This window comes from Streptomyces sp. NPDC006552 (assembly GCF_040611655.1).
Lineage (GTDB): Bacteria > Actinomycetota > Actinomycetes > Streptomycetales > Streptomycetaceae > Streptomyces.
This window is the reverse complement of the sequence record NZ_JBEXOS010000050.1, coordinates 24,933-40,004: the sequence shown is the minus strand read 5'-3', so window position 1 is coordinate 40,004 and position 15,072 is coordinate 24,933. Positions and strand designations below refer to the sequence as shown.

At 70.2% G+C, this 15,072-nt stretch carries 15 protein-coding genes and 1 pseudogene; 3 read left to right on the top strand and 13 right to left on the bottom strand.

From position 1 onward, the window contains the following. Positions 1 to 391: 391 nt before the first annotated feature. Together ABZY33_RS25610 and ABZY33_RS25605 are read right to left on the bottom strand one after the other, a co-directional pair. Positions 392 to 760 (bottom strand): VOC family protein, encoded by a 369-nt coding sequence (locus ABZY33_RS25610; RefSeq protein ID WP_356494013.1) that lies wholly within the window; start codon positions 758 to 760, stop codon positions 392 to 394. A 32-nt stretch (positions 761 to 792) separates the two neighbouring features. Then, positions 793 to 1,566 carry an SDR family oxidoreductase gene (locus ABZY33_RS25605; protein ID WP_356494012.1) on the bottom strand — a complete coding sequence of 258 codons (774 nt, stop codon included), beginning with the start codon at positions 1,564 to 1,566 and terminating at the stop codon, positions 793 to 795. 81 nt (positions 1,567 to 1,647) lie between these two features. Between ABZY33_RS25605 and ABZY33_RS25600 the strand changes: the two genes are divergently transcribed. Further along, on the top strand, positions 1,648 to 2,277 hold the full coding sequence (locus ABZY33_RS25600) for a TetR/AcrR family transcriptional regulator (RefSeq protein ID WP_356494011.1): 630 nt from the start codon (positions 1,648 to 1,650) through the stop codon (positions 2,275 to 2,277). Between the two features lie 19 nt (positions 2,278 to 2,296). Here ABZY33_RS25600 and ABZY33_RS25595 read toward each other — a convergent pair. After that, positions 2,297 to 3,063: pseudogene (locus tag ABZY33_RS25595) on the bottom strand (IS5 family transposase); the annotation flags it as partial. A 151-nt stretch (positions 3,064 to 3,214) separates the two neighbouring features. Between ABZY33_RS25595 and ABZY33_RS25590 the strand changes: the two are divergent. After that, entirely contained in the window at positions 3,215 to 3,556 is a 342-nt protein-coding gene (locus ABZY33_RS25590) for a hypothetical protein (RefSeq protein ID WP_356494010.1), read from the top strand. A 262-nt stretch (positions 3,557 to 3,818) separates the two neighbouring features. On the opposite strand, the gene ABZY33_RS25585 is transcribed toward ABZY33_RS25590, so the two are convergent. Both ABZY33_RS25585 and ABZY33_RS25580 read right to left on the bottom strand, forming a co-directional pair. Next, positions 3,819 to 4,757 (bottom strand): hypothetical protein, encoded by a 939-nt coding sequence (locus ABZY33_RS25585; RefSeq protein ID WP_356494009.1) that lies wholly within the window; start codon positions 4,755 to 4,757, stop codon positions 3,819 to 3,821. 84 nt (positions 4,758 to 4,841) lie between these two features. Further along, positions 4,842 to 5,759 (bottom strand): DUF5829 family protein, encoded by a 918-nt coding sequence (locus tag ABZY33_RS25580; protein ID WP_356494032.1) that lies wholly within the window; start codon positions 5,757 to 5,759, stop codon positions 4,842 to 4,844. 511 nt (positions 5,760 to 6,270) lie between these two features. Here ABZY33_RS25580 and ABZY33_RS25575 point away from each other — a divergent pair. Continuing rightward, a complete protein-coding gene (locus tag ABZY33_RS25575) occupies positions 6,271 to 7,167 on the top strand; it encodes a hypothetical protein (protein ID WP_356494008.1) in 897 nt (298 codons plus the stop codon). Between the two features lie 58 nt (positions 7,168 to 7,225). Here ABZY33_RS25575 and ABZY33_RS25570 read toward each other — a convergent pair whose 3' ends face one another. The 8 genes from ABZY33_RS25570 to ABZY33_RS25535 form a co-directional block, all read right to left on the bottom strand. Beyond that, complete coding sequence (locus ABZY33_RS25570) at positions 7,226 to 7,993, bottom strand: class I SAM-dependent methyltransferase (protein WP_356494007.1); 768 nt, start codon at positions 7,991 to 7,993, stop codon at positions 7,226 to 7,228. 42 nt (positions 7,994 to 8,035) lie between these two features. Continuing rightward, entirely contained in the window at positions 8,036 to 8,998 is a 963-nt protein-coding gene (locus ABZY33_RS25565; protein WP_356494006.1) for an LLM class flavin-dependent oxidoreductase, read from the bottom strand. After that, on the bottom strand, positions 8,985 to 9,314 hold the full coding sequence (locus tag ABZY33_RS25560) for a phosphopantetheine-binding protein (RefSeq protein ID WP_356494005.1): 330 nt from the start codon (positions 9,312 to 9,314) through the stop codon (positions 8,985 to 8,987). The genes ABZY33_RS25565 and ABZY33_RS25560 overlap by 14 nt, the downstream gene beginning before the upstream one ends. 40 nt (positions 9,315 to 9,354) lie before the next feature. Next, positions 9,355 to 10,719 carry an aldehyde dehydrogenase family protein gene (locus ABZY33_RS25555; protein WP_356494004.1) on the bottom strand — a complete coding sequence of 455 codons (1,365 nt, stop codon included), beginning with the start codon at positions 10,717 to 10,719 and terminating at the stop codon, positions 9,355 to 9,357. 38 nt (positions 10,720 to 10,757) lie between these two features. Next, the gene (locus ABZY33_RS25550) at positions 10,758 to 11,459 is read right to left on the bottom strand and encodes a cupin domain-containing protein (protein WP_356494003.1); all 702 of its coding nucleotides are present in this window, start codon (positions 11,457 to 11,459) and stop codon (positions 10,758 to 10,760) included. Between the two features lie 93 nt (positions 11,460 to 11,552). Beyond that, positions 11,553 to 12,650 (bottom strand): SIS domain-containing protein, encoded by a 1,098-nt coding sequence (locus ABZY33_RS25545; protein ID WP_356494002.1) that lies wholly within the window; start codon positions 12,648 to 12,650, stop codon positions 11,553 to 11,555. Further along, the gene (locus tag ABZY33_RS25540; RefSeq protein WP_356494001.1) at positions 12,647 to 13,456 is read right to left on the bottom strand and encodes a BtpA/SgcQ family protein; all 810 of its coding nucleotides are present in this window, start codon (positions 13,454 to 13,456) and stop codon (positions 12,647 to 12,649) included. Before ABZY33_RS25540 ends, ABZY33_RS25545 begins: the two co-directional genes overlap by 4 nt. Continuing rightward, entirely contained in the window at positions 13,453 to 15,018 is a 1,566-nt protein-coding gene (locus tag ABZY33_RS25535) for a pyridoxal phosphate-dependent aminotransferase (RefSeq protein WP_356494000.1), read from the bottom strand. The genes ABZY33_RS25540 and ABZY33_RS25535 overlap by 4 nt, the downstream gene beginning before the upstream one ends. Between the last annotated feature and the right edge of the window lie 54 nt (positions 15,019 to 15,072).

Below are 15,072 nucleotides of genomic sequence, written 5' to 3'. Positions count from 1 at the left end.
GGCCGATCCCGCCGTCGGCGAGCGTTCCTGACAGCTCACCCTGGATCACACCGCCGCCTCCTTCGACGCCCGCCAGCACGCCCAGGCAAGCTCGTTGCTCGATGGCCCGGCGGGCCGACCGCCGAGAGGCGGCGTTCGTCAGCGAGTGAAGCGAGCGCTCGCGGCGACGCCGTGCTCCCGCGGAGCGTGCCCGGTGACGTCGTCCGGCCCGGTGCCCGTGAGGATCGGTCCTGCAGCTTCAGGGTTGTCCCGCGGCGTGGGTGGCCGCGGGACAGGCGGACTTCTGAAGCGGAGATAGGCCGGCGTCATACGGCCTTGCTCGCGCCTCGGGGTGCTCGCAGCGTCTGTCGTCGCCGCTTCACGCCAGGTGCTGTGATGAGCGGTGGCGGTCTCAGGCAGTGCGGAGGCAGAAGGGATGTCCGGCGGGGCTGGCGTAGACGCGGTGGCCGGCCCCGCCGCCGGGGGTGGTCTCCGCGGTCGGTCGCAGGCGGGTGGCGCCGGCGTCGGTGGCGGTGCGGTCGGCGGTCGCGAGGTCTTCGACGCCGAAGTCGAGGTGCATCTGCTGGGGGGCGCCGTCCGGCCAGTTCGGGGCGGTGTGGCCGGGGGCGGACTGGACGACGACCACGGGCAGGCCGGGTGCCTGGATGAAGTGGTGGGTGGGTGTGGTGGTGGTCGAACCGCCGAGCAGACGGTGCCAGAAGGCGCCCTCCGTGTCGATGTCGGCGGCGTCGATGATCACGGAGGTCAGGGTGATGGGCATGGTCGGTTCCTGTTCTTCACGTTGATCGGTGTTCAGACGGTGGGCAGGATGCCGCCGTCGACGCGGAACTGGGCTCCGGTGAGCCATTTCGCGCGACTGGAGGCAAGGAACGCGATCATCTCGGCGACGTCCTGGGGGTCGCCGGGGCGGCCCATGGGGACGTTCAGGTGGTCCACGATCTGGCGTGTGATCTCGTCTTCGGTCACGCCCTGCTGTTCGGCCATGTGCCGCAGGTGGGCGGTGGCGCCGTCGGTGACGACGAAGCCGGGCAGCACGCAGACCACCCGCACGCCGTGCTTGCCGACCTCGGTGGCCAGTGCGCGGCTGTAGGTGTTCAGCGCGGCTTTGGCGGCGGCGTAGGAGGCTTCCGCGCGCTGGGGCAGCTGGCTGGCGATCGAGGAGACGTGCACGACGACGCCGGAGCCCCGCTCGACCATCCCTGGCACCAGCGCCCGGTCCAGGCGCACGGCGCTCATGAGGTTCATCCCCAAATCCGCCTGCCAGGACTCGTCGGACCGGCTCAGAGTCGGCACCGGAGGGCTCGCCGCGCCGGCGTTGTTCACGAGGACGTCCACACCGCCCACGTGGTCGATGACGCGCCGGCCGAGTTCGGCCACCCCCTGCGGTGTGGAGAGGTCCGCCGGTATGAAGGTGGCGCCGTCGTCCTTCGCGGGCCGGCCGCGGGAGGCCGTCAGCACGGTCGCACCTGCGGTGACGAAGCGGCGCGCGGTCGCCGCCCCCAGGCCCCGGCTGCCGCCGGTGACCAGGACACGCAGACCCTTCAGCTCTTCTCCGGTTTCCGGCATCGGTCACTCCTTCCATAAGATGAACCTGACTCCGGAAACGGTACACCTAAACGGAACCGGACTCACCTTATGGAGGTTTCCTTGTCGCCATCACGCCCGCTGCGCGCCGACGCGCGCCGCAATCGCGAAGCCTTGCTGGCCGCCGCCCGGGCAGCATTCCTCGCCGGTGACACCGACGCGCACGTGGAGGAGATCGCCCGCAGCGCCGGGGTCGCCGTCGGCACGCTCTACCGCCACTTCGAGACCCGCGAAGCGCTGATCGAGGAGGTCTACCGCAAGGAGGTCGACGACCTGTGCGCCGCGCCCGAGCAGCTGCTGGACCACCACCCCCCGCAGGAGGCACTCTCCCGTTTCCTGCTTCTCCTGGTCGACCACGCGGCCGTGGGCAAGGGAATGTCCGTCGCACTGGCAAGCATCATGGCCAGCGACTCGCCGGTCTTCGACGACGCCCGTGCCCGCATGGGTGACGCCCTCACCCGCCTCCTCGACGCCGGATCCGCGGCCGGCGCCATCCGCGGCGACGTCACCGGCCCCACCCTGCTGAGAGCCCTGGGCGGCATCTGCGCCATGGGTGTAAGGGACGGGTGGCTCGACGAAGCTCGCCAGATCACCAGCCTCCTTCTCGACGGCCTGCGCCAAAGTGCCCCCGCGCGGCCTGTGCCGAGAGCCGTCCGTCGTGCTGCACCTGCCAGGGGCCAAGATGTCCCGTGAGATTTAGACGGTGTCCTATGGTGAGGCGGAGGAGTCGTTTGTAGCAGCACAGGGCGGCGGCGAGACCGAGAATGGCCAGGTAGTTACGGGGATGGCGTTCGTAGCGGGGGCTGAGTCTGCGGTAGCCGGACAGCCAGGAGATGGTCCCGCTCGATGACCCATCTGCGGCGGCCCGGGCGTTCGCTGGACTCGATGCCTATGCGGGCGATGCGCACGCCGATGCGCTTGCCCCGTAACCATTTTCGCAGGTGTGGGATGTCGTATGCCTTGTCTGCATGGAGTCGTTGGGGTTTGCAGTGACGGCCGCGGTGGGGTCGTGTCTCGTTTGGTGACCCGCCACCATCGGCTTCAGGCCTTCGCCGTCGTGGACGTTCGCGGCGCAGACGCCGACGACCAGGGGCAGTCCGTTCGCGTCCGGCAAGACGTGCATCTTGGAACCCGGCTCGCCCCGGTCCACGGGGCTCGGACCTGTGTGTTCGCCCCTTTTTCAGCGCGTACGTGCGCGGAGCCGAGGACGACACGGGAAACGTCGATGAGGCCTGCGTCGTCGAGTCGGTGCAGGACCGCTTGGTGGAGCCGGCCGGCCCCAGACACCGGCTCTGGACCAGATCATGAACCGGCGGTGGGCCGTCGACTTCGATATGCCGAGCACGGCGGTAAAGCCCGCCAGGCGCAATCGCTGACCAGCACGTAAATGATCGCCGCGAACAGCGGCTCATCAGGCGTGTCTTGCGTGCCGCCGCCCTGCGGCCGCACCTTCGACTGTGGGATCAGCGGCTTCGCGATCTCCTACAGCCCATCCGGAACAATCCAACTCCACGTACCCCGCCGTGCGATATATGGAGGTCGTCCAGGTAGCAGCGACCAACGAGTGGCTGTAGTCGACCCCATACGATGCTGACCTGATCGGTTGCCGACACAGGGAGATGACCATCCGATGGGGGCCAGGGGTTACGGCGTGGTCAGCGAGAACGGCGACCACATTGAAGGTGCCTCCGAGGACGCCTTGTTCGAAATGGTCAGCGCCCTCAACGACACGGACAACACGTTCATCGTCATCGAACCCGATACGGACGATCCCACCTGGTTCGCGTCCGTGGCCGTTCTGGAAGAGGGCGGGTACGAGATCGTCTGCCGCGACTCGGCCCGCCACGAACACAAGGTTCACACGGAATCCGACATCAGCCGCATCGCGCTTGATCTCATCGTCTGGCTGGCTGCACGTAACATTGCGGGGCAGCGAGCCAGACGGGGCACCGACTTCCAAGACACGGCCTAACGCGCAGACCTTAGCCAGCGCGCGACCTGGCCCAGCAAGGGGCGCCACCCCCCTGGCGGCGCCTGCAGGAAGTACTGCGGCGACGACGGCCCGTAGGGGCACCGGACCCAGGAGTCCGAAGCCAACTGCTCATACCGGCGGCCCGGGTAGCCAATCCCGGCACGTCGGGCACGGCCGAGGCGACCGTGCCTATCACGTCGAGACCGTCACGCAAGCGCCGCAGCGGCCTGCGCGGCCACCACGACGGTGTGGCCGTGGCCCGTCAGCGCCAGGTCCACAACACATTCTTCAGCAGATCGTTCGTGCGGTCCTGGTCGGTCGGGCGCAGGCCGGACTTCGTGGAGTTCTTCCAGGTCATAGAGACCATGGGGGTGTCGCCGTCACCGACGTTCACCGTGGACCCGGCATACCGCTCACCGGTGGCCGTCCTGGCGCGCAGCTTCTTCGCGATCTTTCCGGCGGTGTCCTTCGAGGTGCTCAGAACGCAGAGCTTCTCGGTCGACGCAGATCCGTGGGCGCGACCGCCGATCCCGGCCAGGGTGACGCCCTGCTTGCGGTAACCGGGGCGCTTGCCGTACAGGCTGGCCTCGTACACGTCGTCGCCGAGGCAGGCGCTCACCGACTTGTACGCGGCGTCGTCCGCGACGGAGTGCTCGGGCCTCTCGAGCGGGAGGACGGGACCGCTGTCGAGCCACTTCGTGATGCGCACGGAACCGGACACGTCGAAGGTGGCCTGCCCCTGCTTGCTCAGGCGCACGCCGCCATCCTTGTCCGAGGACCGGTAGCCGTCCTTTTCCAAGGCCCTGCGTGCCGCCTCCACGTCGAACGTACCCGTAAGCCGCTGCGCCTGGCCCGCGCCCACCATCAGTGAGGTGTCGACGTCCTTCGCGGTGAAGCCGTACGACTTCTTGGCGGTGGCAGCGGTCGTGCGCCTGCCGCTCAGCTCCCAGATGCCGAAGTCGCCGAGCCCGGCGTACAGCGCCTTGTCCGCGGCGACGAGCCGGCGCCCGGCATCCACGTCGCGGTACGTCAGGGTCTGCTCGCCCGCCGACGCGGGGACACCGGACAGGGCCGAGGTGAGTCCGGTGCCCCCCTCGCCACTCTCTTTGCCGTCGTCACCCTCGGCTCCACAGGCCGCGACACTCATGCCGAGCATCCCGGTGAGCACCAGCACCACACACCTCTTCGTCCCCATCCGCATACGCGGCAGTCTGACATGCACCGGCGTGGGCCGGTGCATGTCAGCGCCTCCACGAGGTGGCCGGGGGAGTGCCAGCTGTCAGGTCTACTTGGTGCCGCTGCCTCCGAACGTCCACACGGCGTGGTCACCCGGACCGACGACGAGCCTGGAGTGGCCGATCCGTTCGACGTGACGGTGGGTCACGGACCGGTTGAGCGACAGGTCGATCCGCTGCAGACCCGCATCCTCGCGCGTGACGGTGTCGAACCGGATCGAGGTGGTGCCGCCTTCCGCGACGACGCCGCCGGGAATGCTCGTGACGTCGAAGCCGCCGGCCCCTAGCAGCGGTACGGTGTCGGCGAGGTCGCCTTCGGTCACTGCGAGGCGGACGGAGGTCACGTCCCGCATCAGATGGGTGCGGTAGTCGTCGGACAGGTAGCGCTCCCGGCCGACGTCACCGGGGAAACGTGCCGGCTCGGTGTTGCCGCGCGGGTCGGCGAAGTACTCCGGCCGGTACTCCATCGCCCAGGCCCCGAACGCGTCGTACTCGGGGGTGGTGAGGAGGGCGTCGAACCACGGGACCGGGATGCCGTCACCGAAGTCCCGTGTCTGGAGGAATTCGACGGGATCGGCGACGCCCTCGTCCTTCAGCCGGCCCGCGACCGTCGCGATGTCACCGGCACGCTCGGTCGACAGGCCCAGCCCGGCAGAGCCGAGAGTGCCGTCCTGGCCGGCGATGTCACCCACTCCGAGCAACTCGAGATAGGTCTCACGGCCCATCAGGTACCGGCCGGTCCACGTCTGTCCGTCGGCACCGGTGGTGGTGCGTATTTGGAAGTTGGCGAAGGCACGCAGGTAGTCCGAGTGTTCGATGGCGTCGGCGGTCTCCCGGTCCAGGACACCGTAGGAGTGGTTGTAGAACAACAACTGCCGAGCGTGCGACGACCGGCCGTCCTCGGCCTGCGCTGTCCCCACGCCACCCCCGATCGCGCCGGAGAGGGCCACAGCGAGCACGGTGATCATCCGTATGGTGCGGCGAATCAGCATGCCATCGATCGTAGGGCGGTCAGCACGGGGTCGTGGAGCTTTTCCGGATCAGACTGAACTGACGGCGGCCCACGGGGCGGTGCTCCCAACGTCCGGGCGTGGCAGGTGTTTTCGAGGTCACTGCAGGGCGATCGTGACGGCCTCAGCGTCGGCGGGAGAGGGCGACACCTGCAGGCAGAGCACACCCCCGACGAGTCCGTACGCGGTCGGGATCTCGGTGCTGACTCTTGCTCTGATGTCCGGCCGGCTTCTCAGTCCAGCGTCGTAAACCTCTTGCTATTATGGCTGTTAACGATGGAGCGCTGCGACAGTATGGTGAGGAGAGAGGTGCTTCGCAGTGAGGAATTGCTGTTCGTTTTGTCGAGAAGCGCAATAGGAATGCTGCACTGACCTGTGGAAATTGGACCGCGAGGGGCGGAGAAACGTGGCGTCCCTCCGCGAATACTGAGTGGGCTGCGCGTGCTGGGCATGCACCCGGGACGCCATATTGGACTTCTACACGGGCATCATTCCGCTCACCCTCATCATGGCGGGCATTGCCTTCCTCTACGAATGGTTGATGATCGCCTTCATTGGCGCCACCCTCGGCAAAGGGCGTGGTCGTCGTCCAGGTGAGGGGCTGACCCGCAACACGAACCGGGCGGTCGTCCAGCGAAGTGGACCCGTCATGAGGTACTGGCAAGCTCGCGCTGGTTACCGGTATGTCCGGAGTGGCCGGGTCAGCAGGGACCCGCTGCTGACCGGCTCGTTCGAGGTGGTGGCCCTCACCGGCCGCCGCGTGCTGGAGGGCACCGGAGCAGGCCGCGATCGACCTGAGAGCTCCCCGGCCCGGCCTGCGAGGCAGTGTCATCACAGCGTTGCCAAGCGTGCTGATGTGGTCGTGCATATGGCCAGGAGCGTGGACTACACCGCCTCGCCGCAGGAGTTGCACGCCATCAACGCCGACGGCGCAGCACAGGTGACCGCGTTGGCCGAGGCCGTTGGCTGCTCTTTGGTGTTCGTCTTGGCGGCGTTCGCGGAACGCTCCACCCAGGCTCCCCGTGAGCCGGAGGTCGGTGCGCTGAGCCCCGCCCGGCCCTCGGCCCATCGCCGCCGTCCGGGGCTCCCGACTCGTAACCCCGCCAGCCGGGGCAGCAGTTCATCGATGGTGACGTCACACGCCAACCTGGGGCCGGCCGTTCGAGTCATGCTGCCGATCGTCCGCACGATCAACGCCTTCATCCGGCGACGAGCAGACAGCCATACCCGGAGTCCTCGGGCGCACCGGTGCTACGAACCACCGGCGTGGACCGTGCCGAACGGTAGGACATGCCGGGCCCCCAGCACGCGCTGTGCCTTCAACACGGCGAGGGCGCCCGAGTGGTTGGCGTGGTGCGGTGAGTGAGAAGGAAGCTGTCTCCTCCCACAGGTCCGCCCGAAGCCAGTGCCCGGGGACCTGTGGGTCAGGACTTGCGGGCGCGGTAAACCGTACGGCAGGGGATCTCCGTCCGTGAGCAGGAGCCGGAGTCGCACTTGAGGTCGGCGCCGCCGAAGCCGTGCGGCAGCGGCTCCAGGCCCGCCGTCCGCAGCGCCCCGGTGACGTCGGTAGGGTCGAAGTACCAACTGGTGAGGGTCTGGTCCACCCGCTGGACGCTCTCCCCGGTGCCGTGGGCCCCAGAGACGCGCAGCATGCCGCAGCGGGTCTCGGTGTCCCAGACACCGCGCTTGACCACGGTCGATTCGGGGGTGTCGGCGAGTGTGACGTGGTTCCAGTGCAGGAAGTGCGACTGCTCGTACAGGTCGAAGACGAACTCGCCGCCCGGCTTCAGCGCGGCCGCCACCGAGGCGAAGCACTGCTGCAGATCGCCGGTGGAGGGGAGGTGGTTGAGAGCGCCGTCGAGGCTGACGCATGCGGAGACCCGGGTGGGCAGTTCGAAGGTACGGGCGTCGGACTCGATCAGGGTCAGTCCGCCGTCCTCGATGCGGTCGGCGTGCCGCAGGCGCGCGAGGTCGAGCATCGCCTTGGAGCCGTCCACCCCGTACAGCGTCCAGTCGCCGTCGAGGAAGTGGCCCGCGGTCACGCCGGTGCCGCAGCAGATGTCCGCGGCGGTGCGGTCCCCGCCGGACACCTCCGCCAGGTGTGCCACCAGTTTCGGCGAGAAGCGGTCGACCCAGCCGGTGTAACTGGTGTCGAAGAAGGCTGCGAAGCCCTTGGAGTAGTAGTTGGGCATGGGGTCTCCTGACGTGTTTCGTGGGTGGGCGGAGCGGTCGGTTCAGGCCGGGACGGTGGTGGGACGCAGCCGCGGGACGACGCGTTCGGCGAAGAGCGTGAGCGTGTCCCAGTCCACGGGTGGGCGCAGGCCCAGCGCGAAGTCGGTGACGCCCAGGTCGCGGTAGGGCAGCAAGGCCTCGACGCACTGCTCGGGCGTGCCGAACACCAGGTACTCGGGCCACACCGGGGAATCGGGCGGGTAGACCGCACGCAGCCTCTCGAGCCTGCCCGGCAGCTCCGACAGGTCCTCGACAAGCAGGGCGCGAAAGGTCATCGAGCGGCGGATCTCCGCGGGGTCGCGGCCCACCCGCTCACACGCGTTCGCCAGCAGTTCGGTGCGTCGGCGGTACCGGTCCGGGTCCGTGAGCAGGCTGTTCCACACGTCGCCGTGTCTGGCGATCACGTCGAGGACGGGTGCGCTCGCACCGCCCACGACGAGCGGCAGCCGGGACTGCACTGGTGCGGGCCGGCAGTACCCGTCGGTGATGCGGACGTGTTCTCCGGTGTAGGAGAACCGTTCGCCCGACCACAGGCCCCGCAGGACGGCAGCGGTCTCCTCCAGCAGCTTCAGCCGCTCGGCGCGAGGCAGCCGCGGGAAGCCGTACTGGTCGTGCGCGAGGTCGGCGCCGCCGACGCCGATACCCAGTTCCACCCGTCCGCCGCTGACGTGGTCGATGGTCGCGGCCACCGCGGCCAGCATCGCCGGGTGACGCCAGGCGACCGGCGCGACCATGAGGGCGCCGCGGATCCGCCGGGTCCGGGCGGTCAGCGCGGCGAGCAGGGTGGTGCTCTCGAAGCACGGACCGTCCGGGCCGCCCATGGGCGGACGCAGGTGGTCGAAGACCGAGCACCAGTCGTAGCCCAGCTCCTCGGCCCGCTGCCACAGGGCCAGGATGTCTCCGTACGTCTCGTACTGCTGTCCGGAGTGGACCCCGAACCTGACGCCTGGCTCAGACGGCGGCATCATCGGTCCCCGCAGGGGTTCCCGGGGCAGCATCCGCCGCGGCCTTCCGGGCTGCCGGCATCGAGGCGACCGCCCTGGTCAGAGTGGTCAGATTATGGAACGTGTCCGGGGTGATCAGTTCCTCGGGGAAGGTGACACCGAACTCGGTCTCGATGGCCACCATCGTCGCGATGGTGCCCAGAGAGGTCAGGCCGGCCTCGTGCAGCGGGAGGGTCGGCGTGAGGGGGCCCGTGTCGGGGGGAAGCTGGCGGGTGACGAGGTCACGGACGCTCGCGTACACCTCGTCGTCGGTTCGTTCGGCCTGCGGAAGGCCCATGGTCCTCTTCTCCTTCGTCGGCGGGCTCGGCACGTCGTTCTCAGTGCCGGTCGAGGCTCACGGTGACGGTCTTGGGCCGCTGGTACTCGCTCAGGGCGAGGACGCTCATGTCCGTGCCGTGGCCCGAACTGCCGCGTCCGCCGTGCGGCAGTTCGGCGGTCTGGTCCAGGTGGCAGTTGACCCAGACCTCCCCGGCGTTCATCTCGTCGGCGATGGAGAGCACCGTGGAGGTGTCCGAGCCCCAGACGCTGGCGGCGAGCGCCTGCGGCACGGAGTTGGCCAGGGCGACAGCCTCGTCGATGTCTCGGGCCGCCTGCACGGTCAGCACCGGTCCGAACACCTCCTGGACGATGGCCGGGTCGTCGGGGGCCAGATCGGCGAGGATCCGGCCGGGCCGCCAGAAGCCGTGCTCCTCGCCCGGCCGCGGGGCGACGTCCGCCACGTGGTCGACGCCCGCCCGGCTGCTGTCGAGAATGCGGTCGTACCGGGCCGCCTGATCCGCGTTGTTGAGGGGGCCGAAGTCTGCTCCGGCGCGCCGGTCGCCCATCGCCTTGGCCAGTCCCTCGACGACCCGGTCGTGGTTCTCCCGCAGGGTGATGACCCGCGCCGGCGCCGCACAGCTCTGACCGGCGTTGTAGGTGACCGCGCGTACCAACGCCGCACAGGTGTCCCCGAGCGCGTCCGGCAGCACCAGCGCGGGGCAGTTGCCACCCAGTTCGAGGCTGACCCGCCGCAGTGCCGCGCGGACCATGACGTCCTGGCCGCCCGCCTCGCTGCCGGTGAACGCCACGGCGTCGACGTCCTCGCCGACCAGCAGCCGGCCGGTCTCGCGGTCGCCCGGCAGGGTCACGAGCACATCCGGACCCAGCGTCGTGGCGGCGTCCCGCGCGAGTAGCAGAGCGGTGTCCGGCGTGGTCAGCGCGGGTTTGAGTACCACGGTGTTGCCGGCGGCGAGCGCCGGGGCGATGCGCCAGGCGGCCATCATCAGCGGGTAGTTCCACGGCACGATCGCGGCGACCACTCCGATGGGTTCCCACCGCACCCAGCTCTCCCGGTCTCGCATGCGCCGCCCGGCCGCGGGCGCGGTATCGGCGCGGTGGGCGCCGGCGAAGAACCGCAGCAGGTCCGCGCAGTTCTCCACCTCGCCCCGCGCCTCCTCGGTGGGCTTGCCCGTGCCGGCCTGCTCGGCCCGGGCATAGGCGGCGAGGTTCTCCTCCACGAGGTCCGCGAACCGCAGCAGGCGCCGGGCCCGCTCGCGGGGCGTCAGCCGGGCCCAGGCGGGCTGGGCGCCACGTGCGGCGGTCACCGCTGCGCGGGTGTCGGCGGCGCGGCCGACGGGGACGGCAAGCCGCTCCTGTCCGGTGCGCGGGTCGTTTATCGGTGCGGTGAGCTGGTCGTGCGGCATGGCGTGCCTCCTGTCCGGGATCGTGCGGTGCTCTTCGATCAGCCGAAACGGTGAGGGGAGTGCGGGCAGCCCTTCGCCGCCAGTTCCTCACCGCCGGAGGCCTCGATGTCGCAGAGGCGACAGGTGATCCGGCCGAGGTCGCCGAGGAGCGCGGCGTACTCGGTGAGTTCCTGCCGCTCGGGGCTGTCCAGGTGGCGGTGTGGGGCGCCCACGGACAGGATCATGTGGTCCGTGATCGCGCCCACCGCGTGGGTGATGGCCCCCTCGACCATGTACACCTGGCCGGGGCGCGTCTCGATGATCTCCCCGGCGACGCTGATGGTCCCGCTGCCCGCCAGCACGAACAGCAGGTGGTCGCCGGGGTGGGTGTGCGGGGCGAAGCCGCTGCCTGCCGGTACGTGCAGGATGTCGGCGCCGACGTGGCCGCTGGAGAGCAGCGAGCGCCCGGTGGCGTCGGCGGTCTTGGACACCCGGGTGGGGCCGGGGCCCATGGGGATGCCGAGCTGCTGGGTGGTTCCGTCGAGGCCGAGGTCGGTGGCCCAGTCGCAGATCAGGAGAGGCTTGCGCCCGGTCGTGTCACCGGGCATCGGTACGGGTTCCTCGGCCGCCTTGCTCCGGCCGAGGACCGTCAGCAGTTCCACCGCCTTGGCCTCCCGTTCGGCCGGCGCGAGGCTGTGCAGCTCCTCGCTGAGTACTTCGAGGGCCTGCTCGACGGGTACGCGGTGGGTCGTTTCGGTCATGTTCTCAATTCCTTCGGGTCTGTTGAAGGTCGTCAGGCGCCCGGGTGGCGGTCGTCCTGACGGTGCAGGACAGGGATCGGTGGGGCGGAGCGGTCAGGGCCGCCCGGCCGCGAACGGGGTGCGGTTCAGGGTCTGGGCGAGGTGGCAGGCGAGGGGGGCGGCGAAGAGTCCGTGCAGCAGCGGGGAGAACTCCTCGCGCGTCCGGCCGTGGACCGGCAGCACCTCCCGGGTGTCGAAGGAGCCGAGGTCGTCCCGGGCGGCGACGGCGATGACCCGGCGGCCCAGTTCGGTGGCGCGCCGTGCGACCCGGCGGGCGTCCGCGAGGCTGCGGCCGGGCGGAGCCACGACGAGTACCGGCAGGTCCCGGGGGCCGGCGAAGCGCTCCACGTGGCACCACTCCTCCAGGTCCCGGCCGACGGCGAAGACGCCGGAGGTCTCGATCACCTTTGCCGCCGCGTGCAGGGCGGTGCCGTGGGAGGGCCCGCTGCCGAGCACGGTCAGCACGGGTGCGTCGGCGATGCGCCCGGCCAGCAGCCGGGTCCGGGCGACGGCCTCGCTCACGGTGGCCTCGACCGGGTCGGCCAGCGCCCGCAGTTCGCCGCGCAGCTGGTCGGCGTCGGCGCCGGTCAGGTGTCCGCGCGCCGCGCCCAGCGCCGTCGCCAGCAGCAGGGCGCCGAGCAGACTGGCCTGGTAGGTACGGATGCCCGGCGAGGGCTCCTGGTCCGGCAGGTCGAGGTGGATCGTGCCGTGCGCGGCGCGGGCCAGCGGACTCGTGGCGTCACCGGTGAGGGCGACGACCGTGGAACCGTCCGCCCGTGCCCGCTCCGCTGCCCGGACGACGGGCGGGGTGCGTCCCGAGGCGGAAACGGCGATGGTGAGCACCCGGGGCGCGGACCCGGCGGCCGGCCGCCAGTAGTGGGCGAAGGGCAGTGCGCTCACCGGTCGGCAGTCCACCCCGGCGAGGGAACGGTACGCCATCTCCACGGCCCGCGCGGCGTGGTCGCTGTCCCCGTCTCCGACGAGGACCACCGACTCGACGTCCGCGAGGCGCGCGGTGCCGGCCAGCGCCCGCGCCTGCTCGTCGAAGGCACCGGCGTGCACACGTATGTCGTCCGCCAGCCGCCCGGCCTGACGCAGTGTCACCTCTGCGTCGATGGGTGCGGGGGCGGGTCGGGTGCGCGACGTCGTCATCGTCCGGACTCCCGGACGATGTCGACGTAGCGGCGCACCCGGTCGGTGTCGACCTTGCCGCCCCACCCCCCACTCTCCAGGCACGTCCCGACGAATGCGCCGTCGGCGGCGGCGAGCAGACGTGCCGCGTTGCCGTGGTCGGTGTGTCCGGCCAGGATCACCGGCAGTTGCGGAACAGCCTCCCGGACGGACTCGATCATGCGCAGGGCCGTACGCTCGTCGGGGTGGGACAGCGCCACCGCGTCGGCGCCGACGGTACGGGCTGCGCGCGCCACCTCCGCGCAGGTCTTGTCCTCACCGAACCACTTGAAGTGCATGGAGTCGATGTCCGCCACGATGCCGACGCTGTCCGCGTCGATCGAGCGGCGGTAGGCCATCACCTCCAGTGGGTCGGGCCGCACCATGCCATGGGCGGTGAGGGTCTGGCCCACCAGTGCGCCGGCCCGCACGAAGTCACCGCCGGCCACCTTCGCGACAGCGAGGGAGGCCCGGGTGGCGTTGCGCATCATCTGGACGCCGACACGGAAGTCCGCACCGGTCGCCTCGGTGACCGCGCGCACGATCAGGCTCATCGCCGCGGTGCGCGCCGGGTCGGAGTCGTCGGTGACGCCGTAGACACGGTCGACGGTCTGCACAAGGCAGCCGTCGGCGCCGCCGTCGTACAGGGCCCGGGCGGACGCCACCGCCGTGGCCAGGAGCTCGGGGAAGGTGTCGGGGCGGTGGAAGGGGGTGCCGGGCAGCGGCGCCAGGTGCACCATCCCGAGGATCAGCGCCTGTTTGCCCTTGGAGGGATACCAAGTACTCATGCGGCGTCCCGCAGGTACGCGTCGAGCCGGTCCAGGGCCGGCGCCATGTCCTGCCAGGGCCGGGCGGTGGTGATCCGCATGACGGATCCGGAGAAGCAGAAGGTGAGCAGGCCGGGGAACATCGATACGCCCGTCTCGCGCAGCACGTCACGGAAACAGTGGTAGGAGTCGTGCTTCCCGGGCAGCTCCACCGCGGTGTTGATGGAGAAGTGCGGGCGCAGTACTCGTGCCGGGGTGTCCGCCAGACGCACGGTCGCCGCGTCGCGCAGCGCGGTCAGGTCCGACACCCGCCGCAGCCGCTCCGTCCGGTAGGTGCGGAAGGCATGACGCAGCTTCTCCAGGTCGAGTCCGTAGGACGCCTCGAACTCCTTGAGTTCGCCGTTGCCGGGCTCGGTCAGTCCGGTGATCAGCCAGCGCTCCATGCGGGCCAGCACTTCCACGATCGTGTAGAAGAACGACGGCGGCCCGCCGAAGGACGACGAGGCGTACTCGTAGTACTCGGCGATGAACGCCGGGTCGGCGAGGAACCAGCCCGCCTTGAGGCCGGGTGCCGACCAGGTCTTGGAAAGGCTGGAGACCCGGACCACGTTCGGTGCCGCGCGCTCGGCGCAGCGCTCCTCGTACTCGCCCAGCCATTCGTGACACTCGTCCAGGACGATAACGGTGGAGGGGGAGGCCGCGCGGATGAGCCGGCGCAGACCCGACTCGGTGACGGCCGCCCCGGTAGGGTTGCCCACGGTCTGGAGCAGCACCAAGGGTGTGTCGGGGGTGAGCGCCGCGATGAGCGGGTCGATGTCGGTGCGGCCGTCTGCGCTGTCCAGCGGCACCAGTTGCACACCGTGCCGGCGGGCGATCGTCTCCACCAGCGGCGGGTAGTTGGGGACGGCGCACAGTGCGGGTGCGGTGGCCGGGGAGACCCCGTGCAGCACGAAGTCCGCGATCGTGCTGACGGCGAAGGTCCCGCCCATGGTCATCGCCACGTGCTCCGGCAGGTAGCGCACGCCGTCGAGCCGGGCGCTCTCGTAGGCGGCGATCGCCTCACGTGCCGGGTAGCGCCCCCGCGAGTCGGAGTAGCCGTACCAGTCGCGGTCCAGGGCGAAACGGATGCACTCCTTGAGACTGTGCGGCAGACCCCACCGCTCCTCGTCGACGGCGCCGCCGGAGAGGATGTACTGCGCTTGGTCGCGCAGCCCGCCGTACAGGTCGTCGCGGAAGTACCAGTTGAACAGTTCCTTGACGAACCGGACGGTGGCCCGGGAGGACAGCACCTGCGCCGGTTCTACCGTGCGCAGGGGACGGCTGCCGCGCCAGGCCTCGGCGAGAGCGGTGTGGGAGGAGTGCTGCCCCAGCTCGTGCTCCACCCGGCCCAGCCACAGGTCGCGCAGTTCCAGCGGGTCGTCGGGACGACGGGCGCGGGCGAACACGTCGAGCACACGCTCGTCGACGCGGTTGATGAAGGCGGGGGACAGGCCGGTGGGCCGCGGTATGCGCCGGGATGTCGCCAGGGCCTCCGGGGATGCGTGGGAGGGCCGCGGGACGGCAAGGGAGTCGAACAGTGTCATCAACTTCTTCGCCTTCGTTCAGTGGGGGTGACGGGCCTGCAGGTGACGACGACG